This window comes from Streptomyces sp. 4F14 (genome assembly GCF_048159485.1).
GTDB lineage: Bacteria > Actinomycetota > Actinomycetes > Streptomycetales > Streptomycetaceae > Streptomyces.
In genome coordinates this window covers 255,613-277,772 of the sequence record NZ_JBLRVY010000009.1, presented here as the reverse complement: position 1 = coordinate 277,772, position 22,160 = coordinate 255,613, and the positions used below count along the sequence as shown (strand labels likewise).

Annotated in this window: 18 protein-coding genes; 10 read left to right on the top strand and 8 right to left on the bottom strand. The window is 71.3% G+C overall.

Annotated elements, in window-relative coordinates:
- Positions 1-5 precede the first annotated feature (5 nt).
- From ACLZOT_RS18255 to pssA, 6 genes are all read left to right on the top strand, one after another.
- Entirely contained in the window at positions 6-2,069 is a 2,064-nt protein-coding gene (locus ACLZOT_RS18255; protein WP_416969999.1) for a protein meaA, read from the top strand.
- Positions 2,066-3,025 carry an HpcH/HpaI aldolase/citrate lyase family protein gene (locus ACLZOT_RS18250; protein WP_416969998.1) on the top strand — a complete coding sequence of 320 codons (960 nt, stop codon included), beginning with the start codon at positions 2,066-2,068 and terminating at the stop codon, positions 3,023-3,025. Before ACLZOT_RS18255 ends, ACLZOT_RS18250 begins: the two co-directional genes overlap by 4 nt.
- Positions 3,026-3,030: 5 nt before the next feature.
- Entirely contained in the window at positions 3,031-3,537 is a 507-nt protein-coding gene (locus ACLZOT_RS18245) for a MaoC family dehydratase (RefSeq protein ID WP_416970073.1), read from the top strand.
- Between the two features lie 5 nt (positions 3,538-3,542).
- On the top strand, positions 3,543-4,757 hold the full coding sequence (locus ACLZOT_RS18240; protein ID WP_416969997.1) for an acyl-CoA dehydrogenase family protein: 1,215 nt from the start codon (positions 3,543-3,545) through the stop codon (positions 4,755-4,757).
- Positions 4,758-4,928: 171 nt separating this feature from the next.
- Positions 4,929-5,585 carry a phosphatidylserine decarboxylase gene (locus tag ACLZOT_RS18235; RefSeq protein ID WP_409116426.1) on the top strand — a complete coding sequence of 219 codons (657 nt, stop codon included), beginning with the start codon at positions 4,929-4,931 and terminating at the stop codon, positions 5,583-5,585.
- Entirely contained in the window at positions 5,572-6,426 is an 855-nt protein-coding gene (pssA, locus tag ACLZOT_RS18230; protein WP_416969996.1) for a CDP-diacylglycerol--serine O-phosphatidyltransferase, read from the top strand. The genes ACLZOT_RS18235 and pssA overlap by 14 nt, the downstream gene beginning before the upstream one ends.
- Before the next feature lie 49 nt (positions 6,427-6,475).
- Here the strand turns inward: pssA and ACLZOT_RS18225 are convergent, their stop codons facing one another.
- Entirely contained in the window at positions 6,476-7,300 is an 825-nt protein-coding gene (locus ACLZOT_RS18225; RefSeq protein ID WP_416969995.1) for a helix-turn-helix domain-containing protein, read from the bottom strand.
- 133 nt (positions 7,301-7,433) lie between these two features.
- Here ACLZOT_RS18225 and ACLZOT_RS18220 point away from each other — a divergent pair, with 133 nt between their 5' ends.
- Positions 7,434-8,297: an oxidoreductase gene (locus ACLZOT_RS18220; protein WP_416969994.1), complete on the top strand. Its 864-nt coding sequence runs from the start codon at positions 7,434-7,436 to the stop codon at positions 8,295-8,297.
- A 79-nt stretch (positions 8,298-8,376) separates the two neighbouring features.
- Here the strand turns inward: ACLZOT_RS18220 and ACLZOT_RS18215 are convergent, their stop codons facing one another.
- Positions 8,377-9,513 (bottom strand): glycerate kinase, encoded by a 1,137-nt coding sequence (locus ACLZOT_RS18215; protein WP_416969993.1) that lies wholly within the window; start codon positions 9,511-9,513, stop codon positions 8,377-8,379.
- Between the two features lie 251 nt (positions 9,514-9,764).
- Here ACLZOT_RS18215 and ACLZOT_RS18210 point away from each other — a divergent pair, with 251 nt between their 5' ends.
- Positions 9,765-10,256, top strand: a complete 492-nt coding sequence (locus ACLZOT_RS18210) for an NUDIX domain-containing protein (RefSeq protein WP_416969992.1) — start codon at positions 9,765-9,767, stop codon at positions 10,254-10,256.
- A gap of 378 nt (positions 10,257-10,634) precedes the next feature.
- Here the strand turns inward: ACLZOT_RS18210 and ACLZOT_RS18205 are convergent, their stop codons facing one another.
- Positions 10,635-10,835, bottom strand: coding sequence for a type II toxin-antitoxin system VapB family antitoxin (locus ACLZOT_RS18205; RefSeq protein ID WP_416969991.1), 201 nt, complete (start codon positions 10,833-10,835; stop codon positions 10,635-10,637).
- A 77-nt stretch (positions 10,836-10,912) separates the two neighbouring features.
- Between ACLZOT_RS18205 and ACLZOT_RS18200 the strand changes: the two genes are divergently transcribed.
- Positions 10,913-11,638: an SIR2 family NAD-dependent protein deacylase gene (locus tag ACLZOT_RS18200; protein ID WP_416969990.1), complete on the top strand. Its 726-nt coding sequence runs from the start codon at positions 10,913-10,915 to the stop codon at positions 11,636-11,638.
- Positions 11,639-11,865: 227 nt separating this feature from the next.
- Here the strand turns inward: ACLZOT_RS18200 and ACLZOT_RS18195 are convergent, their stop codons facing one another.
- From ACLZOT_RS18195 to ACLZOT_RS18185, 3 genes are all read right to left on the bottom strand, one after another.
- Positions 11,866-12,348, bottom strand: coding sequence for a methylated-DNA--[protein]-cysteine S-methyltransferase (locus tag ACLZOT_RS18195; protein WP_416969989.1), 483 nt, complete (start codon positions 12,346-12,348; stop codon positions 11,866-11,868).
- A 10-nt stretch (positions 12,349-12,358) separates the two neighbouring features.
- Positions 12,359-13,825 (bottom strand): AlkA N-terminal domain-containing protein, encoded by a 1,467-nt coding sequence (locus tag ACLZOT_RS18190; protein ID WP_416970072.1) that lies wholly within the window; start codon positions 13,823-13,825, stop codon positions 12,359-12,361.
- 348 nt (positions 13,826-14,173) lie between these two features.
- Complete coding sequence (locus ACLZOT_RS18185) at positions 14,174-16,255, bottom strand: HAD-IC family P-type ATPase (RefSeq protein WP_416970071.1); 2,082 nt, start codon at positions 16,253-16,255, stop codon at positions 14,174-14,176.
- A 56-nt stretch (positions 16,256-16,311) separates the two neighbouring features.
- Here ACLZOT_RS18185 and ACLZOT_RS18180 point away from each other — a divergent pair, with 56 nt between their 5' ends.
- The gene (locus tag ACLZOT_RS18180; RefSeq protein WP_416969988.1) at positions 16,312-16,692 is read left to right on the top strand and encodes an ArsR/SmtB family transcription factor; all 381 of its coding nucleotides are present in this window, start codon (positions 16,312-16,314) and stop codon (positions 16,690-16,692) included.
- A 12-nt stretch (positions 16,693-16,704) separates the two neighbouring features.
- Here ACLZOT_RS18180 and lpdA read toward each other — a convergent pair whose 3' ends face one another.
- Both lpdA and ACLZOT_RS18170 read right to left on the bottom strand, forming a co-directional pair.
- Positions 16,705-18,108, bottom strand: coding sequence for a dihydrolipoyl dehydrogenase (gene lpdA, locus ACLZOT_RS18175; RefSeq protein ID WP_416969987.1), 1,404 nt, complete (start codon positions 18,106-18,108; stop codon positions 16,705-16,707).
- A 74-nt stretch (positions 18,109-18,182) separates the two neighbouring features.
- Complete coding sequence (locus ACLZOT_RS18170; protein WP_416969986.1) at positions 18,183-22,082, bottom strand: glycoside hydrolase family 2 TIM barrel-domain containing protein; 3,900 nt, start codon at positions 22,080-22,082, stop codon at positions 18,183-18,185.
- Positions 22,083-22,160 lie beyond the last annotated feature (78 nt).

The window sequence follows — 22,160 nt, the reverse complement described above, 5'->3', positions numbered from 1 at the left end:
ACCCGATGACAGAGCGCCAGAAGGACCGGCCGTGGCTCATGCGCACGTACGCCGGCCACTCCACCGCCGAGGCGTCCAACGAGCTGTACCGCCGCAACCTCGCCAAGGGGCAGACGGGTCTGTCGGTCGCCTTCGACCTGCCGACCCAGACCGGCTACGACCCCGACCACGTCCTCGCGCGCGGCGAGGTCGGCCGGGTGGGCGTGCCGGTGGCCCATCTCGGGGACATGCGGCGGCTGTTCCAGGACATCCCCCTGGAGCGCATGAACACCTCGATGACGATCAACGCGACCGCGATGTGGCTGCTGGCGCTCTATCAGGTCGTCGCGGAGGAGCAGGGCGCGGACCCCGAGCTGCTCCAGGGGACGACGCAGAACGACATCGTCAAGGAGTACCTCTCGCGGGGGACGCACGTCTTCCCGCCGGGGCCTTCGCTGCGGCTGACGACGGACATGATCTGTTACACGGTCAACCACATGCCGAAGTGGAACCCGATCAACATATGCAGCTATCACCTCCAGGAGGCGGGCGCGACGCCCGTCCAGGAGATCGCGTACGCGATGTCGACGGCGGTCGCTGTTCTCGACGCGGTGTTCGCTTCCGGGCAGATCTCCGAGGACCAAAAAGGTGACGTCGTCGGCCGTATCTCCTTCTTCGTCAACGCCGGCGTCCGTTTCATCGAGGAGATGTGCAAGATGCGGGCGTTCGGCCGCATCTGGGACCAGATCACCCGCGAGCGGTACGGCATCGAGGACCCCAAGCAGCGCCGGTTCCGCTACGGCGTGCAGGTCAACTCGCTGGGGCTGACGGAGGCGCAGCCGGAGAACAACGTCCAGCGGATCGTGCTGGAGATGCTCGCGGTGACGCTGTCGAAGGACGCCCGCGCGCGGGCGGTGCAGTTGCCGGCGTGGAACGAGGCGCTGGGGCTGCCGAGGCCCTGGGACCAGCAGTGGTCGCTGCGGATCCAGCAGGTGCTGGCGCACGAGAGCGATCTGCTGGAGTACGAGGACATCTTCGCCGGGTCGCACGTCATCGAGAAGAAGGTGGACTCGCTGGTCGCGGACTCCCTCGCGGAGATGGCGCGGATCCAGGAGATGGGCGGTGCGATGGCCGCCGTGGAGTCGGGGTACCTGAAGTCGCAGCTGGTGGCGTCGCACGCGGAGCGCCGGGCGCGTATCGAGTCCGGTCAAGAGTTGATCGTCGGCGTCAATATGTTCAACACGACCGAGCCCAATCCACTCACCGCCGATCTCGGTCAAGCGATCCAGACAGTCGATCCAGCTGTCGAGGAACGCGTCGTGGCGGCCGTCGAGGAGTGGCGCACCACCCGTCAGGAGTCGTCCGACCGGCAGGGCATGGGCGACCCCTTCCACTACCCGACGGTCCGCCAGGCCCTGGACCGCCTCAAGGAGGCCGCACAGGGCACGGACAACCTCATGGAGGCCACCTTGGAGTGCGCCCGCGCGGGGATCACGACCGGCGAGTGGGCGGGCGCCCTGCGCGAGGTGTTCGGCGAGTTCCGGGCGCCCACGGGCGTGTCGTCGGCGCCGGTCGCGGTCCCCGTGGAGGAGGGTTCGGCGCTGGCGGAGGTGCGCCGCCGGGTGGACGTCACCGCGCGGGAGCTGGGCACCGGCAAGCTGCGTTTCCTGGTGGGCAAGCCGGGTCTGGACGGGCACTCCAACGGCGCCGAGCAGATCGCGGTGCGCGCGCGGGACGCGGGCTTCGAGGTGGTGTACCAGGGCATCCGGCTGACGCCGGAGCAGATCGTGGACGCGGCGCTCGCGGAGGACGTGCACGCGGTCGGCCTGTCGATCCTGTCCGGTTCGCACGCCCGGCTGGTCCCCGATGTCCTGGACCGGCTGCGTGTGGCCGGTGCCACAGACATTCCGGTGATCGCCGGTGGCATCATCCCCAGCGGTGACGCCGAAGAGCTGCGGGCCGCGGGTGTGGCCGCGGTCTTCACCCCGAAGGACTTCGACATCACCGGGATCATCGGCCGCATCGTCGACGAGATCCGCACAGCGAACCGGCTCGACCCCCTGCTCGACCCCTTGGAGGTCCCCGCATGACCGTCAACCGTCTCCGTCCCCGCCGCTCCTGCCTCGCCGTGCCGGGCAGCAATCCGCGCTTCCTGGAGAAGGCGCAGGGCCTCCCGGCGGACCAGGTCTTCCTGGACCTGGAGGACGCGTGCGCGCCGCTCGCGAAGCCGGAGGCGCGGCACACGATCGTCAAGTTCCTCAACGAGGGCGACTGGACGGGCAAGACGAGGGTCGTGCGCGTCAACGACTGGACGACCGAGTGGACGTACCGGGATGTCGTCACGGTCGTCGAGGGCGCCGGCCCGAACCTCGACTGCATCATGCTGCCGAAGGTGCAGAACGCGCAGCAGGTCGTGGCGCTCGACCTGCTGTTGACGCAGATCGAGAAGACCATGGGGTTCGAGGTCGGCCGCATCGGTATTGAGGCCCAGATCGAGAACGCGCAGGGACTCAACCATGTCAATGAGATCGCTCAAGCCAGTCAACGTGTAGAGACGATCATCTTCGGTCCGGCCGACTTCATGGCCTCGATCAACATGAAGTCCCTCGTCGTCGGCGAACAGCCCCCCGGCTACCCCGCGGACGCCTATCACTACATCCTCATGAAGATCCTGATGGCGGCCCGCGCGAACGACCTCCAGGCGATCGACGGCCCCTACCTCCAGATCCGCAACGTCGACGGCTACCGCGAGGTCGCCCAGCGCGCCGCCGCGCTCGGCTTCGACGGCAAGTGGGTGCTGCACCCGGGCCAGGTCGAGGCGTCCAACGAGATCTTCTCGCCGTCGCAGGAGGACTACGACCACGCGGAACTGATCCTCGACGCGTACGAGTACTACACGTCCGAGGCGGGCGGCAAGAAGGGTTCGGCGATGCTCGGCGACGAGATGATCGACGAGGCGAGCCGCAAGATGGCACTGGTCGTCTCCGGCAAGGGCAGGGCGGCGGGCATGACCCGGACGTCGAAGTTCGAGATCCCGGAGGCGTGAGGACCATGCAGTTCGGGCGCACCTACGAGGAGTTCGAGGTCGGCGCGGTGTACAAGCACTGGCCCGGCAAGACGGTCACCGAGTACGACGACCATCTCTTCTGCCTCCTCACGATGAACCACCACCCGCTCCACCTGGACGCCAACTACGCCGAGAACACGACCGACTTCGGCAAGAACGTGGTGGTGGGCAACTACATCTACTCCCTGCTGCTCGGCATGTCCGTCCCGGACGTCTCGGGCAAGGCGATCGCCAACCTGGAGATCGAGTCGCTGAAGCACGTGGCGCCGACCTTCCACGGCGACACGGTCTACGGCCAGACGACGGTGCTGGACAAGTGGCCGTCGAAGTCGAAGGACGACCGCGGGATCGTCCACGTCGAGACCAAGGGCTACAAGCAGGACGGCACGCTGGTGTGCGTGTTCCGGCGCAAGGTCATGGTGCCGACGGAGACGTACATCAAGGAGCGCGGCGGCGAGCAGCCCGGCCGCCCGGAACTTCAGGAGGGCTGAGGAACATGGCACGCCTCGCGCAGACCGCCGGCCTCACGGACGTACAGACCGAGATCCTGTCCACGGTGCGGGACTTCGTCGACAAGGAGATCATCCCGGTCGCGACCGAGCTGGAGCACCGGGACGAGTATCCGCAAGCGATCGTGGACGGGCTACGGGAGTTGGGCCTGTTCGGGCTGATGATCCCGGAGGAGTACGGCGGTCTGGGTGAGTCGCTCCTGACGTACGCGCTGTGCGTGGAGGAGATCGCCCGGGGCTGGATGTCGGTGTCGGGGATCGTCAACACGCACTTCATCGTGGCGTACATGCTCAAGCAGCACGGCACGCAGGAGCAGAAGGAGTACTTCCTGCCGCGGATGGCGGCGGGGGACGTCAGGGGCGCGTTCTCGATGTCGGAGCCGGGGCTCGGCTCGGACGTGTCGGCGATCACGTCGAAAGCGGTCAGGGACGGTGACGACTTCGTCCTGAACGGCCAGAAGATGTGGCTGACGAACGGCGGTACGTCGTCCCTGGTGGCGGTTCTCGTACGAAGTGACGAAGGACACGACCCGGCGGAGGCCGCGGCCAAGCCGCACAAGGCCATGACGACGTTCCTGGTGGAGAAGGAGCCCGGGTTCGGGGAGGTCCGTCCGGGTCTGACGATTCCCGGGAAGATCGAGAAGATGGGGTACAAGGGCGTCGATACGACCGAGCTGGTCATGTCTGACCTGCGGGTTCCGGCGGACCGGGTGCTCGGCGGGGAGACCGGACGAGGTTTTTACCAAATGATGGACGGCGTCGAGGTTGGCCGGGTCAACGTGGCGGCGCGTGGCTGCGGCGTCGCTCAGCGTGCCTTCGAACTGGGTGTCCAGTACGCCCAGCAACGTCACACCTTCGGCAAGCCGATCGCCCAGCACCAGGCGATCCAGTTCAAGCTGGCGGAGATGGCTACCAAGGTCGAGGCCGCCCATGCGATGATGGTCAATGCGGCACGCAAAAAGGACTCGGGTGAGCGAAACGACCTTGAGGCCGGGATGGCGAAGTACCTCGCCTCCGAGTACTGCAAGGAAGTGGTCGAGGACGCATTCCGGATCCACGGTGGCTACGGCTTCTCCAAGGAGTACGAGATCGAGCGCCTGTACCGCGAGGCCCCGATGCTCCTGATCGGTGAAGGCACCGCCGAGATCCAGAAAATGATCATCGGCCGGAGGTTGCTCGAAGAGTATCGATTCCAGGGCTAGATGTACCGGTTGGGGGTGTTTTCTTCGAGAAGAAGGTCACACCCCGTCAATCGGTCTCAGCCGCCGACTCGTCTTCCTGGCTTACCCAGTTGTGGTCGTGAACCGCTACGATCGCCGGAAAGCCGCCGTCCCCCGTTCAGAGCGCGGCATCATCCGCTACGAAGGTCATCCATGCCCCACAGCCAAACCTCTGCACCTCGCGACAGCCTCGCCGGCGTACGCCTTGCGCGCGGAGCATCGCCGTGGCTTCTCCCGACCGTCGCCACCGCAGCCGTCAGCCTGGTCCGTGCCCGCCGCTCGGGCGCCGCGAAGGCAGTCGCCGTACCCGTCACCGCGCTGGCGGCGGGCATGCTGTGGTTCTTCCGCGACCCCGAGCGCGAGATCGCCTCGGGCCGGGTCATCTCCCCCGCCGACGGCGTGGTGCAGAGCATCATGCCGTGGAAGGACGGGCGCACCCGGGTCGCGATCTTCATGAGCCCGCTCAACGTCCACGTCAACCGCGCGCCCCTCGCGGGCACGGTGACGTCCGTGGAGCACGTGCCGGGCGGTTTCGTCCCGGCGTTCAACAAGGAGAGCGAGAACAACGAGCGGGTGGTCTGGCACTTCGACACCGAGCTCGGTGACATCGAGATGATCCAGATCGCCGGTACGGTCGCCCGCCGCATCGTCCCCTACCTCCCCGAGGGCACGAAGGTCGAGCAGGGCGAGCGCATCGGGCTGATCCGCTTCGGTTCGCGCGTGGACGTCTACCTCCCCGAGGGCATCGAGGTCGCCGTCGAGGTCGGGCAGAAGACCGTTGCGGGGGTGACTCGCCTTGACCGTGATTGACCCTGAGACGCAGACCGGCTGGGTGCCGGAGGCCGACGAAGCGGACGACGAGGAGGAGATGCCCCTCTCGCTGCGGCTGTCGATAGCGGACGCCCTCACGCTCGGCAACGCCACCTGCGGCTTCATGGCGGTGTACTTCACCACCACCGGCATCCTCATCCCGCACCTCACGGGCAGCCAGGAGACCGGGATGGCCCGCCACAGCGCGGCCACCGCCGTCATCCTGATGCTGTGCGCGGCGGTCTTCGACCTGTTCGACGGCCTCGTCGCCCGCAAGCTGCGCTCGTCCCCGATGGGCGCGGAGCTGGACAACCTCTCCGACCTGATCAGCTTCGGCCTGGCCCCGGCGTACTTCGTCCTGGTCTACGGCATGGTCGCCGACGACGCGCATCAGCGGGTGGCGGCGGTCGGCGCGGTCGTGGTGCTGCTCGCGGTGGTGCTGAGACTCGCGCGCTTCTCGTGCGTGACGCCCGCGAACGGCATGTTCCAGGGGATGCCGTCGCCGTTCGGCGCGCTGACGGTCGTCGCGATCGTGCTCCTTGAGCTGCCGTTCGTGGCGACAGTTCTGGCCATCGTCGGTACGGCCTGGCTGATGGTGAGCCGAGTCGAGTACCCGAAGCCGCGCGGCCGGCTGGCCGGGGCGATGCTCGCGTGGATCGTCCTGTCGATGGGCCTGCTCGCGGCCTGGGCGTTCGGCGCCCCCGGCGGTCAGCTCCTCCTCCAGACGGGCTGCGCGCTCCAGCTGGTCATGGGCGCGGTCATCCCCCTGTTCGCCACGGCCCGCCGGGTGAACAACTTCCGCGACAACCGCCGCGAGGCACGCACGGCCCAGCTGCCGTAACTCTCAGGTACGACGCCGAGGCGCCCGGAACCGATCGGTTCCGGGCGCTTCAGCGTTCCTGGGGCGCGGGGGCGCTGAGGCTGCCGAGGATCTCCAGGAGTTCGGCGCTGCGGCTGCCGGGGACGGCGTGGAAGACGACCAGGGAGAGGTCGTCGTACCCGTCGACGGAGAGTTTGTGCTTGTACAGCTCCAGGTCGCCGACCAGGGGGTGGCGCACCCTGATCGCGTGTTCCATCTGCCGCTGGACCTCGTGGCGGGCCCACAGGGTGCGGAAGCGTTCGCTGCCGCGGGACAGGTCGTCGACCAGGGTGTGCAGTCGGGGGTCGGCGGCGTCGGTCCTGGCGCGCAGGACGGCCACGGCCTCCTCGGTGAGCCGGTCCCAGTCCTGGTGGTACGCGCGGTCTGCCTGGCTGAGGAAGAGCGTGCGCAGCAGGTTGCCGCCGCGGCGGTAGCCCGGGGAGAGCGCGAGGGCCATCGCGTTGGCGGCGAGGACGTCGGTGAGCCGGTTCTGTACGTACGCGGGGTGGTGGTCCCAGCTGGCGAGAAGCCGGCGCAGGCTGTCGGGGACCCCCTCGGCCGTCTGCCGTCCGGTCCGGCCGCGGGGGCGGGTCAGGCCGAGGAGGTAGGCGGTGGCGTTGACGTCGAGACGCAGCACGCGCGCGAGCGCCTCCAGGACCTGCGCGGAGGGGTTGCGGTCGCGGCCCTGCTCCAGGCGCAGGTAGTAGTCCGCGCTGATCCCCGCGAGCAGCGCGACCTCCTCCCGGCGCAGCCCCGGCACCCGGCGCAGCCCGCCGCCGGGCAGCCCCACGTCCTCGGGCCGCACCAGCGCGCGGCGGGCCTTCAGGAACTCGCCGAGGGCGTTCGCGTCGTCCATGCGTCCACGGTACGGCGGTGCCGCGGGCCGGTGCCTGGCCCCGTCACCCCCAGGAACGCGGGGGCGTAACCACGGATCCGGCGACGGACCCAGGCTCTGGTGCAGCAACCGTTCCCAGAAAAGGTGGCCCACCATGCTCGCAGGCACCCTCACCCCCGCCCCCGGACTGACCCTGACCCGAATGGGATACGGCGCGATGCAGCTCGCCGGCCCCGGTGTCTTCGGCCCTCCCAAGGACCCCGGCACCGCGGTCGCGGTGCTGCGGCACGCCGTCGACGCGGGCGTCACGCACATCGACACCGCCGACTTCTACGGCCCGACGGTCGTCAACGAGCTGATCCGCGAGGCCCTGCACCCCTACCCGGAGGAGCTGCGGATCGTCACGAAGGTCGGGTGCCGGCGTGGCCCGGACGGCTCCTGGAACCTCCTCAGGGACCCCGCCGAGCTGCGCGAACAGGTCCACGAGAACCTGAGGCACCTCGATGTGGAGGCGCTCGACGTCGTCAACCTGCGCTTCGGTACCCCCGAGGCGCCGAGCGGCGAGTCCCTCGGCGAGGCGTTCTCGGCGCTCGCCGCGCTGCGGGACGAGGGGCTGATCCGGCACCTCGGGCTCAGCACCGTCACGTCCGCGCAGCTCAGTGAGGCGCAGACGATCGCGCCCGTGGTGACCGTGCAGAACCACTACAACCTGGCGCACCGGGAGGACGACGCGCTCGTCGAACGGTGCGCGGCCGAGGGGATCGCGTACGTGCCGTACTTCCCGCTGGGCGGGTTCTCGCCGCTCCAGTCGCGGGTGCTGACAGAGGTGGCGGCGCGGTTGGGGGCGTCGCCCCAACAGGTGGCGCTGGCCTGGCTGTTGGGGCGGTCCGAGACGATCGCGGTGATTCCGGGGACGTCGTCGCTCGGGCATCTGCGGGAGAACTTGGCGGCGGCGGAGGTGGAGTTGCCGGAGGAGGCGGTGGTGGAGCTGGACGGGGTCGGGGGTGGGCGGGTGTAGGCGGGGGCGGGGTGAGGCAGGGGTGAGGCGGGAATGAGGGGGATTGTCGTACAACCCGATGGCCGTACGGTCCGGGTGCTCAGACCAGCAGGTCCCGGCCTATGCGTTCCGCCACCCGCTCCAGGAGCGGGCCCGCCTCCGCGATGCACAGCGCGATGTCCGGCTCGACCTCGGTGAGGGGGTAGGCGCGGCGGATGCCGGCGCCCGTGAGGGCCTCCGGGGTCAGGGCGAGGCGGCCGCAGACCGCGACGACGTCCTTGCCGGCGGCGCGGGCGGCCGCGGCGACGCCGGCCGGGGCCTTGCCGTGCAGGGTCTGGGTGTCGAGGGAGCCCTCGCCGGTGATGACGAGGTCGGCGCGGGCGAGGGCGGGGGCGAAGCCGAGGACGTCGAGCATGACCTCGATGCCGGGGCGGAAACGGGCGCCGAGCAGCAGTGCGCCGTAGCCGATGCCGCCGGCCGCTCCGGCGCCGGGCGCGAGCGCCAGGTCGGCGGCCTTCGGGCCCGCCGCGGTCTCCAGGACCTTCGCGAAGTGGGTGAGGGCGGCGTCGAGGGCGGCGACGTCGTCCGGGGAGGCGCCCTTCTGCGGGCCGTACACGGTGGGGGCGCCGGTCGGGCCGGTGAGCGGGTTGTCGACGTCGCTGGCGAGGACCAGGTCGATGTCCGCCAGGCGCGGGTCGAGGCCGGTCAGGTCGGCGCGGGCGAGGTCGGCGAGGCCGCCTCCGCCGGGGGCGACGGGCACGCCGTCCGCGTCGACGAAGCGGGCGCCGAGCGCGGAGAGCATGCCCGCGCCGCCGTCGGTGGTGGCGCTGCCGCCGACGCCGAAGACGATGTGGCGGGCGCCCGCGTCGAGGGCGGCGCGCAGGAGTTCGCCGGAGCCGTACGTGGACGCGGTGAGGGGGGCGAAGACGCCGCGCGGCAGCCGCTGGAGGCCGCTGGCCTCGGCCATCTCGACGACGGCGGTGTCCTCGCGCAGCGCGAACGCGGCGGTGACCTCGTGGCCGAGGGGGCCCGCGACGCGGACCTCGTGACGGTCGAAGCCGGCCGCGAGCGCCGCCGCGACCGTGCCGTCGCCGCCGTCCGCCACCGGCAGCGTCGCGACCTCGACACCGGGTACGGCCCTGCGCAGGCCCGCCGTCACCCGCTCGGCGACCTCTACGGCCGTCAGCGAGCCCTTGAACTTGTCCGCCGCCACGAGGACGCGCCGCGCCTGAGCCACCTGTCTCCCATCACCGTGTTCGCCCGTGTCCCCGCACGTGGGGGCCGGTCACGCCGCTGCGACCTTAACCGGCGGACGGGGCCCGCGTCATGCCTTGTCCGGAGCCTGGATGAGGGCTGAGCGGCGGCTGTGCGGCGGGGTGTGCGCGGGGGTGTGAACTCGGCGGGCCTGCCTGGTGGTTCGGGGTCGGCGGGCGGCAGGCGGCGGGCGGCGGGCGGCGGGCGGCGGGCGGACCTGGATACCCTGCGGGGATGAGCACCTCCGACTACGCCGCGTACATCGCCTCCCTGCCCCGCATCCTCTCCGGTGCCGCCGCGCTCTTCCGCGACGCCGAGGGGCGGGTGCTGCTCGTCGAGCCCAACTACCGTGAGGGGTGGGCGCTTCCGGGCGGCACCATCGAGTCCGACACCGGCGAGACACCCCGCCAGGGCGCCCGCCGCGAGACCCTGGAGGAGATCGGCCTCGACCGTCCGCTGGGGCGGCTCCTCGCGGTCGACTGGGTGCACGGTACGGCCCGGCCGCCGCTCGTGGCGTACGTGTACGACGGCGGCGTCCTCGACGAGACCGACCTCAAGGCGATCCGGCTCCAGGAGGAGGAGTTGCTGTCCTGGAAGCTGGTCCCGCGCGAGGACCTCGCGGCGCGGCTGCCCGGGACACTGGGGCTGCGGGTGCTGGCGGCGCTGGACGTGTTGACGGAGGGGGTGGGGGCGGTGGAGCTGGAGAACGGGGTGGCGGTGGGCTGAACAGGTTGGCTGGGGACGGGAGTTGGGCAGAGGGCTGGGGGACTCTCGACCGGGGGCGGCCTGGGGGTGACGTCGGCTGTGGGGCTGGGCTCGGCCGCGGGGCAAAGGCTCGGATCGGCGCGCGGCCGACGCCCCGGGATCGGCCCGCTCGGCGCGGGGTCGGCCCGCTCGGCGCGGGGTCGGCCCGCGTGGTGCGCGGTCAAAGGCAGCCCCACGGCCCGGCATCGGTCTGCGCGGAGCGGGACCGGTGGCAGTCCCTCGCCCCGGACTCAGCCCGCGCCGTGCGCGGTTCGCGACCCGCGTCCGGTTCCGTTCGGCGAACGCCTGATCTTCGCGCCCCGCGCTCGGGCCTGTGCGTGCGCGTCCCGCGAACCGGCTTCAGCCCTGTTCCGTATGCGGTTTGACCTCGATCTCGCGGAGCGCCTCGTCGCGTTCCGCGACGCGGGCCTCTGTGCGGTGGCCGCGCTGGATGTAGTCGCGCAGGACGAGTTCGACGGCGTCCTGAGGGGTGTTGACCCCGGCCAGGACCATGGCCTCGACGACGAGTTCGGCGTCGAGGGAGACGGAGACCTTTGCCATGGCGGGACGCTATCACCGGGGCCGGGCGCCCGGATATCCGTTCGCCCGCCCTGGTCGGGGGCCCTACGCTCGGCCTCATGACCAAGCCTCTCGTGGCGATCCTCACCGGCGCCGGTGTCAGCACGGACTCCGGGATCCCCGACTACCGCGGGCCGAACGGGCTGTGGCGCAAGGATCCCGAGGCCGAGAAGCTCGTGACGTACGAGTACTACATGGGCGACCCGGAGATCCGGCGGCGCTCCTGGCAGATGCGGCGGCGCAGCGAGGCGCTCGGGGCCGAGCCGAACGCCGCGCACCGGGCGATCGTCGACCTGGAGCGTTCCGGCGTCCCGGTCCGGGTTCTGACGCAGAACGTGGACGGCCTCCACCAGCTCGCCGGGCTCCCGGCCCGCAAGGTGCTCGAACTCCACGGCACGGCACGGGAGTTCGTGTGCACGCAGTGCGGCGGGCGCGGTCCGATGCAGGACACGCTGGCCCGGCTGGACGCCGGCGAGGACGACCCGCCGTGCCTGGAGTGCGGCGGCATCCTCAAGTCGGCGACGGTCATGTTCGGCGAGCACCTCGACCCCGCCGTCCTCGGCGACGCCCTCGCCGTCGCGAAGGCGTGCCAGGTCTTCTACGCCGTCGGCAGCTCCCTCAAGGTCCACCCCGCCGCCGGCCTGGTCGGTGTCGCCGCGGAGCACGGGGCGCGGCTGGTCGTGGTGAACGGCGAGGCCACGCCGTACGACGAGGTGGCGGACGACGTGGTGCGGGAGCCGATCGGGACGGCGCTGCCTCGGCTGCTGGGTGAACTCGCGGGCTAGTTGGGCCGTGTCGTCACACTCCCGTCGTCCGCCCGGAGGGCGGGCCGGGCGGCGTCATGGGGGCACCTCCCTGTTCGAGCGGAGCCGAGAACTTGGGGGAGCGTGCAGCTGCAAGGCGGAGGAGGGCGTCGACACGGTGGGGGCACCTCCCTGCTCGAAGAGCTTGGGGGAGCGCGTGGCAGGCGTCGCCCGGCAGACGGGAGTGTGACGACACGGCCTGGGGGTGTTCAGAAGAGGGCCGTTCCGCGTTCGAAGTCCAGGAGGCGGCGTTTGCGGTCGAGGCCGCCGCCGTAGCCGGTGAGGTCGCCGGAGGCGCCGATGACGCGGTGGCAGGGGACGATGATGCCGATCGGGTTCTTGCCGTTGGCGAGGCCCACGGCGCGGGAGGCGCCCGAGTTGCCCAGGGCGTCGGCGAGTTGGCCGTAGGTGCGGGTCTCGCCGTAGGGGATGGCCTGGAGCTGGGACCAGACGGTTTTCTGGAACTCCGTGCCCTTCAGGGTCAGTTCGAGGGTGAATTCCGTCAACTCGCCCTGGAAATACGCGTCCAGTTGGGCTTCGGCCTCGGCGAACCGGGTGTCGTCGCGGGGACCGAAGCTCTCCTCGGGCGGGCGGTGGCGCTGGTCGGTCATGTAGAGGCCGCACAGGACGCCGTCGTCGGCGACGAGGGTGAGGGGGCCGTAGGGGCTGTCGATGACTTTGTGGTGCTTCACGTGAACATCCTTACGCGGGCAGGAAGTTGACGGGGTGGTCGCCGGTCGCCCACAGGTACTGGACGGCGTAGGCACGCCAGGGGCGCCAGGCCGCGGCGCGGGCGGTGAGGGCCGCCGGGGTCGCGGGCAGGCCCAACTCCCGGGCGGCGTGGCGGACTCCGAGGTCGGTGGCGAGGAAGGCGTCGGGGTCACCGAGGGCGCGCATGGCGATGACGTCGGCGGTCCAGGGGCCGAAGCCGGGCAGCGCGAGGAGCTGGGCGCGGGTCCGGGGCCAGTCGCTCTCGGGGCCCAGGTGGAGGGTGCCGTCGGCGAGTTGGGCGACCAGGGTGGTGAACGTCGTCCGGCGGGTGCGCGGCATCGCGAGGGTCTCGGGGTCGAGGCCGGCCAGCGCCTCGGGGGTGGGGAAGAGGTGGGTGAGGCCGCCCTCCGGGTCGTCCACGGGGTCGCCGTACGCGGTGACCAGGCGGGCGGCGTGGGTGCGGGCCGCCGCTGTCGAGACCTGCTGGCCCAGGACCGCGCGGATCGCGAACTCGGCCTCGTCGACGGTGCGGGGGACGCGGCGGCCCGGGGCCTTGTCGACGAGCGGGGCGAGGACCGGGTCCGTGCGCAACTGCTCGTCCACGGCGACCGGGTCGGCGTCCAGGTCCAGCATGCGGCGGCAGCGGCTCGTCGCGACGGTCAGGTCGCGCAGGTCACTGAGGGTGAGACGGCACGCGATGTGGTCGGGGCGGGGGGTGAGGGCGACGATGCCGTGTCCGTACGGCAGCCGCAGGGTGCGGCGCAGGGCACCGTCCCGCCACTCCTCGACGCCGGGGACGGCTGTCGCCGCGAGGTGGCCGAAGAGGTTGTCGGGGTTGAGGGGGGCGCGGAAGGGCAGGCGGAGCTGGAGGGCGCCCGGGGTGCCCTTCGCCGACTTCGGTGCGCGGGAGCGGAGTTCGGTCGGGGCGAGCGCGAAGACCTCGCGGACGGTGTCGTTGAACGTGCGGATCGAGGAGAAGCCCGCCGCGAACGCCACGTCCGCCATGGGGAGTTCGCTGGTCTCGATCAGTATCCGCGCGGTCTGCGCACGCTGCGCACGCGCCAACGCGAGGGGGCCCGCGCCGAGTTCGGCCAGGAGCTGGCGTTCCACCTGGCGGGTGCTGTAGCCCAGGCGGGCCGCGAGGCCGGTGACGCCGTCGCGGTCGACCACACCGTCCGCGATCAGCCGCATCGCCCGCGCCACGGCGTCCGCGCGGTGGTTCCACTCCGGCGAGCCGGGGCTCGTGTCCGGGCGGCACCGCTTGCACGCCCGGAACCCGGCCTGCTGGCAGGCCGCCGCGCTCGGGTAGAACGACATGTTCCGCGGCTTCGGCGGTACGGCCGGACAACTCGGCCGGCAGTAGATCCCTGTCGTGTGCACCGCCGTGAAGAACCACCCGTCGAACCGCGCATCCTTCGACTGCACGGCCCGCACACAGCGCTCCCGGTCGGTGTGCATCGCGTTCTGCATAAGTCCAGCATGGGGGCAGGCTGGGGGTTCGGCTGGCGGAAATACGACATGGACGTGGGGCGGGCGAGGGCGTGGACGCCGGGGTGCGGGTGCCTACGGGGCGGGGTCGCGCCGACCGGCGGCGGGCCTGGCCCAGGCAGGGGTCGTACTGCCGTAGGCGGGCGGAGGGTGACCGGTGCCGACTGGTGCGGGCCGCCTTCCTGCCGCCTGGCGGTACCGGCTCGGTGCCGCTGACTCGGAGTGGCCGCAGGCGCTGGGTGACCGGCATCGGGCGTTCCGCTCCGCCCGCATCGAACCCCACGGGAACCGGCGCCCGCGCCCCCGCCGACCTCCCGGTCACCCCCGCCAGGCCGACTCCCTCAACAACCGCAGCCCGTTCAGCCCCACCAGTACGGTCGACCCCTCATGCCCGGCCACCCCCAGCGGCAGCGGCAGGTGTCCGAACAGGTCCCACAGCACGAGCCCCGTGATGAACACCCCCGCGATCACGAGGTTCTGGCGGACGAGGCGGCGGGCCGTGCGGGAGAGGCGTACGGCGGCCGGTACGGCGGTGAGGTCGTCGTGGACCAGCACCGCGTCGGCGGTCTCCAGCGCGAGGTCCGAGCCGGCGTGGCCCAGGGCGACCCCCGCATGGGCGACGGCGAGGGCGGGCGCGTCGTTGACGCCGTCGCCGACGAAGAGGACGCGGGTCCCCAGTTCCCGTACGGCCGCGGCCTTCTCCTCGGGGAGGAGCCCGGCGCGTACGTCGGTGATGCCGGTCGCCGCGGCCACGGGAGCGGCGGCCTCCGGCTGGTCCCCGGTGAGCAGGACGGGCGCCGCCCCGGTGAGCGCGGTCAGCGCGGCGACGGCGGCCGGGGCCTCGGCGCGGAGCCGGTCGGCGAGGGCGAGGGTGCCGACGGGGACGCCGTCGCGGGTGACGAGGACGGTCGTGCAGCCGCTCGCACCATCCGTACGGCTCTCGCCCTCCCCCTCCACGCCCCTTCCGGAAACCCGCCCGGCGGCCACGGCACGCTCCCCGGACATGCCCTCGCCGCTCGCCGACGCCCGCCCGACAGCGACGACGCCCTCTTCCGGCCCCCACCCGACGGTCACTGCACGCCCCTCCAGCCCCTGCCCGACGCCCACGCCAGACCCGTACCCCGCGGAAACCCTCCCCACCGTCACCGCGCACCCCTCCACCACAGCCTCGACCCCCCACCCGGGCCGGGCGACGAAGCTGTCCGCGCGAGGCACCTCGATCCCCCGGGCCCCGGCCTCCGCCACGATCGCCCGCCCCAGCGGATGCTCACTCGCGTGCTCGGCGGCGGCCGCCAGCGCGAGGAGCCCGTTCTCGTCGAGCCCGGAGCCGGCCGCCGCCCGCACCGTGCGCACCTCAGGCACCCCCTCGGTCAGGGTGCCCGTCTTGTCCAGGGCGACGGCGTCGACGGCGCCCAACTGCTCCATCGCGACGGCGGACTTGACGAGGACTCCGTGGCGTCCGGCGTTGGCGACGGCCGACAGGAGGGGTGGCATGGTGGCGAGGACGACGGCGCAGGGCGAGGCGACGATCATGAAGGTCATGGCCCGCAGGAGCGCGCTCGTGAGGTCCGCCCCGAACGCGAGCGGCACGGCGAACACCGCGAGCGTGGCGACGACGACGCCGACGGCGTACCGCTGCTCGACCTTCTCGATGAGGACCTGGGTGGGCGCCTTGGTGCGGGACGCCTCCTCGACGAGGCCCACGATGCGGGCGATGACGGAGTCGGCGGGGTCGCGTTCGACGCGGACGCGGAGCGAGCCGGTGCCGTTGAGGGTCCCGGCGTACACCTCGTCGCCGGCGCGTTTCACGACCGGCAGGGACTCCCCCGTGACGGTCGCCTGGTCGACCTCGCCGACGCCGTCGAGGACCCGGCCGTCCCCGGCGATGCGTTCCCCGGGCCGGATCAACAGCACATCGCCGACGGCGAGTTCGGCGGCGGGGACGACGGACTCGCCGGTGTCGGTGAGGCGGGTCGCGGTGTCGGGCGCGAGGTCGAGGAGGCCGCGTACGGAGTCGGCGGTCCGGGCGGTGGCCAGCGCTTCGAGCGCCCCGGAGGTCGCGAAGATGACGATGAGCAGCGCGCCGTCGAGGACCTGCCCGATCGAGGCGGCGCCGATCGCGGCGACGATCATGAGGAGGTCGACGTCGAGGGTCTTCTCGCGCAGCGCGCGGAGCCCTTCCAGTGCGGGTTCCCAGCCGCCGGAGACGTAGGAGACCGCGTACAGGGGCCCGTACAGCCAGGCCGGGCCGCCGCCGAGGTCGGCGGCGAGGGCGAGCGCGAAGAAGAGGGTCGCCGTGAGGGCCCAGCGCGCCTCGGGCAGGGCGAGCAGGCGGGTGCGGCGGCGGGGGACGGCCACCGGGCGGGCGGGAGCAAGGGTCGCTGACACCCGCGCCACCATACAGGAACACATGAAGACTCATTCATTCGTTCATGTGTGATAGGTAGAATGCCCTCATGGGTCATGGAGTCGTCACCACCGAAGCCGCTGAGCGGGTGCGCCTCGACGCGGACAACGTCACGAAGGTGGCCACCACCCTCCAGGCCCTGTCCACCCCGTCCCGGCTGCTGATCCTGGCCCGGCTGCGCGAAGGCCCGCTGCCCGCCACGGAGTTGGCGGCGGAGGTCGGCATGGAGCAGTCGGCGTGCTCGCACCAGCTGCGGCTGCTGCGCAACCTGGGCCTGGTGGTCGGCGAGCGGCGCGGCCGGTCCGTCGTCTACGCGCTGCACGACCACCACGTCGCCGAACTGCTGGACCAGGCCGTCTACCACGTGGAGCACCTGCGGCTCGGGCTCAGCGACACCGACGCCGACACGGACATCGCCGAGCCCGGATAGAGCAGCCGTGGGTCACATGTTGATCATGTGCCCGGCGAGTCCGTGCACCGCCTCCTTCACCGCCTCGCCCAGCGTCGGGTGCGCGTGCACGTTGCGGGCGACCTCGTGGACGGTCAGGTCCCACTGCTGCGCGAGCGTCAACTCCGGGAGCAGTTCGGTGACATCGGGTCCGATGAGGTGGCCGCCGATCAGCTCGCCGTGCGTGGCGTCGCTGATGAGCTTGACGAAGCCGGTGGTGTCGCCGAGGCCGTGGGACTTGCCGTTGGCGGTGAAGGGGAACTTGGCGACCTTCACGTCGTACCCCTTCTGGCGCGCCTGGGCCTCGGTGTAGCCGAAGCTCGCGATCTGGGGCTGGCAGTAGGTCGCGCGGGGGATCATCGCGTAGTCGAGCTCCATGGTCTCGGCGCCCGCGAGGGTCTCGGCGGCGATGACGCCCATGGCCTCGGCGGTGTGCGCGAGCATGAGCTTCGCGGTGACGTCGCCGATCGCGTAGATGTGCGGCACGGAGGTACGGCAGTAGCCGTCGACGTCGATCGCGCCGCGCTCGGTGAGCCGTACGCCGGTCGCCTCCAGGCCGTAGCCGGTGACGTTCGGGGCGAAGCCGATCGCCTGGAGGACCTTGTCGGCCTCGATGACCTGCTGGGCGCCGTCCTTGCCGGTGACGGTGACACGGACCCGCTCGCCCGACTCGTCGATGGACTCGACGCGGGTGGAGGTGAGCACGTCGATGCCCAACTTGCGGTACTGGCGGGCGAGTTCGGCGGAGACCTCGGTGTCCTCCAGCGGGGCGACGCGGTCGAGGAACTCGACGACGGTGACCTTCACGCCGTAGTTGTGCAGGACGTACGCGAACTCGATGCCGATCGCGCCGGCTCCGGCGATGACGATCGAGCGGGGGAGGTCGTCGGCGAGGATCTGCTCCTCGTAGGTGACGACGCGGGCGCTCTTCTTCGTACCGGGCAGCAGGCGCGGGGTGGCGCCGGTCGCGATGACGCAGTCGCCGAAGCCGATCGTCCGCGTCGCGCCGTCGCGGCCGGTGACCCGGAGGGTGTTCGCGTCGAGGAAGGTGCCCCGGCCGTCGAACTCGGTGATCTTGTTCTTCTTCATCAGGTAGTGGACGCCCTTGACCCGGCCGTCGGCGACGCGACGGCTGCGCGCGTACGCCTCGGCGTAGTCGAAGGTGACCTGGCCCTCGACCTTGATGCCGAAGGTCTTCGCCTCGTGGGTGAAAATGTGGGCGAGTTCGGCGTTGCGCAGCAGCGCCTTGGTGGGGATGCAGCCGACGTTGAGGCAGACGCCGCCCCAGTACTTCTCCTCGACGACCGCGACGCTCTTGCCCAGTTGGGCGGCGCGGACGGCCGCGACATAGCCGCCGGGGCCCGCTCCGAGCACGACGACGTCGAATCGCTCGTCCATGGCTTCCTCTTCCCTCACGGTGCACGAAGGCCGCCGGAAACAGTGTCCGGCGGCCGTTTCCGTGAGGAATTCTCCTACTCGGCCGAGGTCGGACGCCGGGACGCGGCTGTCGCGTCGGTCACGTCCTTGATCGGCCGCAGCCGGTAGGTGTACGCGTAGTCGCGGCCGGCGAAGAGCTTGAACTCGTCGTGCGTGTGCGCGCCCCAGCTGTTGTCGCCGCCGATGCCCATCTGCCGGTGGTTGACGCGGAGCACCACCTCGGCGCGCGGGGTGAGCTGGTAGTCGTGCCGCACCCCGGCCGACAGGTCCTCGGGCGTGTGGTGCGAGGCGTTGATCTCCAGCAGGGGTTCACCGGACACCAGCAGCCCGCGCCCGCGCCGGTCGGTGAGCGCCGCCCAGCGGACGTCGGTCTTGTTGCCGTTCTCCTGCGGCCGCATGTACGGCGTCCACTGCTCGGCGACGCTCCCGCGCCAACGCCCCACGTCCGTCGCGTCCTTGCGGTCCCAGTGGTTCTCCTCGGGCCCGCGCCCGTACCAGTGCAGCTCGCTGAGGCGCGCGGGCAGGAACAGCAGGCTCCCCACCTCCGGGATGTACGGCAGGTTCGCCGCGCCCGGGTGCAGGGTGTGGTCCACCTTGATCTCGGCGTTGCCGAAGACGGTGTAGACGGTGGTGTACGTCGACGGCGTGGTCGTCGGCAGGGTGCCGCTGACGCTGATCTCCACGCCCTTGTCGGCGAGTCGGCGTACGGCGACGCCCTTCACCTCGCGCCGGGCGCCGGCGTCGCGCCAGGTCTGGTTGCGGGTGTGCTGCCCGTTGCCCTTGTCGTTGTCGGTGGGCGCCCGCCAGAAGTTGGGGGCGGCGCCGGAGACCAGGAGAGGGCTGCCGCCCGCGACGTACGAGGTGATGAGGCCGCTCGCCTTGTCGACGACGACGGTGAAGTCCTCGCCGGTGACGGTGACCTTCGTGGCGTCCTCGGTGTGGCTCAGGGCCGCAACTGACGCGAGCGGTACGGGAGTCACCGCCGGGCTGCCCGCGTCGACCGGGAGCTGGAGGCGCGCGATCTCGTGGCCGGACTTCGCCCAGGGGGTGGACTCCCTGAGGGTGAAGGCGAGTTGGAGGAAGTACTCGGCGCCGGGGGCCGGTTTCGCGGGGAGTCTGACGGGGACGGTGACGCTCTTGCTCGTGAGGGGCGCGATGTCGAGCTGGGCGCGGCCGAGCTTCCCCCGCTGGACGGTCTCGCCGTCCCGGACAAGGGTCCAACCGGCGTCGAACGCGCGGAGGTTGGTGAAGAGGAACTCGTTGACGAGGGTGACCTCGCCGGGCTTCGTGCCCGGGGTCGCCTGGATCTCCTGGTAGACGCGTTTGACCTCGGCGGACTTGCCGGTGCGGGCCCGGTCGGGCAGGACGATGCCGTCTCCGACGAACGCGCCGTCGTTGGGGAAGTCGCCCCAGTCGCCGCCGTACGCGAAGTACGTCTTCTCCTTCGGCTTCTTCTCGGCGTGGCCGACGGTGGCCGCGTCGAACCAGAAGCGGACGCCGTCGTCGGTCGGCTTCCTTGTGGTGGAGGCGAGTTCGGTCGCGGTGAGGGCGCGGGCGTAGACGTGGGCGCGGCGGATGGTGCCGATGAACTCGCGGGTGTGGTTGTCGGTGTCGGTCGCGAGGGCGAGGGGGGCGGTGTTGACGCCGGGGCGGCGGGTGGTCGTGCGGGTGGCGCGGGCGACGCCGTCGACGTAGAGGGTGACGGTGCCCGCGTCGGCGTCGAAGACCCCGGCGACGTGGTGTTCGCGGCCCGCCCAGTCGGTGGGCAGGGACCAGCTCGCGCTGACCCACTGGCCGCCGCCGTGGATGAAGAACTCCACCGACTCGTTGGACTGTTTGAGCGCGTACTGCGTGTCGCCCTTGGCCAGGATCGGCTGGTGGTAGCCGGTGACGCGCGGGGTGATCCAGGCTTCCAGGGTGAGGGAGCCGGTGAGGTCGAGGGCGGGGTCGCGGGGGAAGACCGTGGCGCCGGAGACGCCCTTGTCGCGGTCGAACGTCCCGGCGGACGCGATGAGTTCACCGCGCAGCTTCAACGGACCGCTCTCGGTGAGGAGTTGACGGACCGGGGTGCGCTCGGTGAGGGACTGGTCGACGAAGTCCCAGATCCAGCCGCCCTGGAGGACGTCGTGGCGGCGGACCAGGTCCCAGTACTTGGTGAAGTTCCCGGTGGAGTTGCCCATCGAGTGGGCGTACTCGATCATCACGTACGGCCGGGTGTCGGCGGTGTCCTTGGCGCGGGCCTCGACGCGGGACGGGGAGTCGTACATCTCGGAGCGGATGTCGCTGATGCCGGGGCGGTCGTCGCCCTCGTACTGGACGACGCGGGTCGTGTCGTAGGACTTGATCCAGTCGTGCATGTTCACGAACGTCCGCCCGCCGCCCGCCTCGTTGCCGAGGGACCAGATGACGACCGAGGCGTGGTTCTTGTCGCGGTGGACCATGTTCTGGGCGCGGGCGACGCAGGCCGCGGACCAGTCGGGGTGGTCGCCGGGGTACTGGTCGCGGATGCCGTGGGTTTCGAGGTTGGTCTCGTCGACGAGGTAGAGGCCGTACTCGTCGGCGAGTTCGTACCACTGCGGGTTGTTCGGGTAGTGCGAGGTGCGCACGGAGTTGATGTTGAGCTGCTTGATCAGCTTCATGTCGTTGACGAGGTCCGCGCGGGTGAGGGCGGTGCCCCGCTCGGGGTGCATCTCGTGGCGGTTGGTGCCCCGGAAGGAGACGGGCTGCCCGTTGATGCGCATCAGCCCGTCCTTGAGGGCGAACTCGCGCAGGCCGACGCGGTGGGAGACGGTCTCCACCACCTTGCCCGCGGGGCTGCGGAGTTGGAGGACGGCCGTGTAGAGGTAGGGGTCCTCGGCGGACCACAGGCGCGGTCTCGGTACGGCTCTGGAGGCGGTCACCGTGACGTCCTCGCCGGTGGCGGTGACGTCGGCGCGCTGGCTGAGGGGGCGCGGCCACACGGGGTGGCCCTGGGCGTCGTACAGCATCGTGTCGACGGTGTACGCGCCCACGGTGTCGTCGTAGGCGCGGACGCTCGCGGTGACGTCGAGGGCGGCCGTGGTGTAGCCGTCCGCCAGGGGGGTGTCGAGCTTGAAGTCGCGCAGGTGGACCGACGGGGTGGAGTACAGGTAGACCGAGCGGAAGATGCCGCTCAGCCGGATCATGTCCTGGTCCTCCAGCCAGTCGCCGTCGGAGTAGCGGTAGACCTCGACGGCGATCTGGTTGGTGCCGGCTCTCAGGTGCGGGGTGATGTCGTACTCGGCGGGGGTGTACGAGTCCTCGCTGTAGCCGACGAGTTGGCCGTTGATCCACACGTAGTGCGCGGACTTGACGCCCTCGAAGTGCAGGAAGGTGCGCCGGCCCGACCAGTTGCGGGGGACGGTGAAGGTGCGGCGGTACTGGCCGACGGGGTTGTAGCGGGTGGGGGCGGCGGGCGGCTGCGCGTTCTCGCCGAGGCCGTTGGGGCCCCACCAGGGGTAGGTGATGTTGATGTAGATCGGGAAGTCGTAGCCGTGCCGCTGCCACACCGAGGGGACCGGGATCGTGTCCCAGTCCCGGTCGTCGAGGTCGGTGCGGTGGAAGTCCTCGTCGCGGTCCTCGGGGCGGTCCGCGTAGGCGAACTTCCAGTTGCCGTCGAGGCTTTGGCGGTACGGGGAGCGGGTGCGGTCGGCTTCGAGGGCCGCGCCGACGCCGTCGTACGGCATGAGTGTGGTGTGCGGGGGCTGGGTGCCGACGCGGAACAGGTCGATCTGGCCGTTCCACTCGGGCTGGGCGGCCTCGGGGCCCGCCGCCCGGGCGCGCGGCATCGTGCCCGAGGAGGCGGACAGCGCGAGCGCGCCCAGGACGGCGGCGGAGCCCTCCAGGAGCCGGCGGCGGCTGACGACGGGCCGTCCGGCGTCCGTCGGGAGCGGCGGGTGCGGGTGGGGGTGCGGCATGGCCGTGACCTTCCTCGGTTCTCCGTGCCTCGTCCCGGGCACGTCAGTTCCTGTCGGATGCTGTTGCCGAACCGAACA

Excerpts from the sequence above, each read along its gene's own strand:
- ACLZOT_RS18255 (WP_416969999.1), top strand. The coding sequence starts at position 6 with ATGACAGAGCGCCAGAAGGACCGGCCGTGGCTCATGCGCACGTACGCC.
- ACLZOT_RS18250 (WP_416969998.1), top strand. The coding sequence starts at position 2,066 with ATGACCGTCAACCGTCTCCGTCCCCGCCGCTCCTGCCTCGCCGTGCCG.
- ACLZOT_RS18245 (WP_416970073.1), top strand. The coding sequence starts at position 3,031 with ATGCAGTTCGGGCGCACCTACGAGGAGTTCGAGGTCGGCGCGGTGTAC.
- ACLZOT_RS18240 (WP_416969997.1), top strand. The coding sequence starts at position 3,543 with ATGGCACGCCTCGCGCAGACCGCCGGCCTCACGGACGTACAGACCGAG.
- ACLZOT_RS18235 (WP_409116426.1), top strand. The coding sequence starts at position 4,929 with ATGCCCCACAGCCAAACCTCTGCACCTCGCGACAGCCTCGCCGGCGTA.
- ACLZOT_RS18225 (WP_416969995.1), bottom strand. The coding sequence starts at position 7,300 with ATGGACGACGCGAACGCCCTCGGCGAGTTCCTGAAGGCCCGCCGCGCG.
- ACLZOT_RS18220 (WP_416969994.1), top strand. The coding sequence starts at position 7,434 with ATGCTCGCAGGCACCCTCACCCCCGCCCCCGGACTGACCCTGACCCGA.
- ACLZOT_RS18210 (WP_416969992.1), top strand. The coding sequence starts at position 9,765 with ATGAGCACCTCCGACTACGCCGCGTACATCGCCTCCCTGCCCCGCATC.
- ACLZOT_RS18205 (WP_416969991.1), bottom strand. The coding sequence starts at position 10,835 with ATGGCAAAGGTCTCCGTCTCCCTCGACGCCGAACTCGTCGTCGAGGCC.
- ACLZOT_RS18200 (WP_416969990.1), top strand. The coding sequence starts at position 10,913 with ATGACCAAGCCTCTCGTGGCGATCCTCACCGGCGCCGGTGTCAGCACG.
- ACLZOT_RS18190 (WP_416970072.1), bottom strand. The coding sequence starts at position 13,825 with ATGCACACCGACCGGGAGCGCTGTGTGCGGGCCGTGCAGTCGAAGGAT.
- ACLZOT_RS18185 (WP_416970071.1), bottom strand. The coding sequence starts at position 16,255 with ATGGTGGCGCGGGTGTCAGCGACCCTTGCTCCCGCCCGCCCGGTGGCC.
- ACLZOT_RS18180 (WP_416969988.1), top strand. The coding sequence starts at position 16,312 with ATGGGTCATGGAGTCGTCACCACCGAAGCCGCTGAGCGGGTGCGCCTC.
- lpdA (WP_416969987.1), bottom strand. The coding sequence starts at position 18,108 with ATGGACGAGCGATTCGACGTCGTCGTGCTCGGAGCGGGCCCCGGCGGC.
- ACLZOT_RS18170 (WP_416969986.1), bottom strand. The coding sequence starts at position 22,082 with ATGCCGCACCCCCACCCGCACCCGCCGCTCCCGACGGACGCCGGACGG.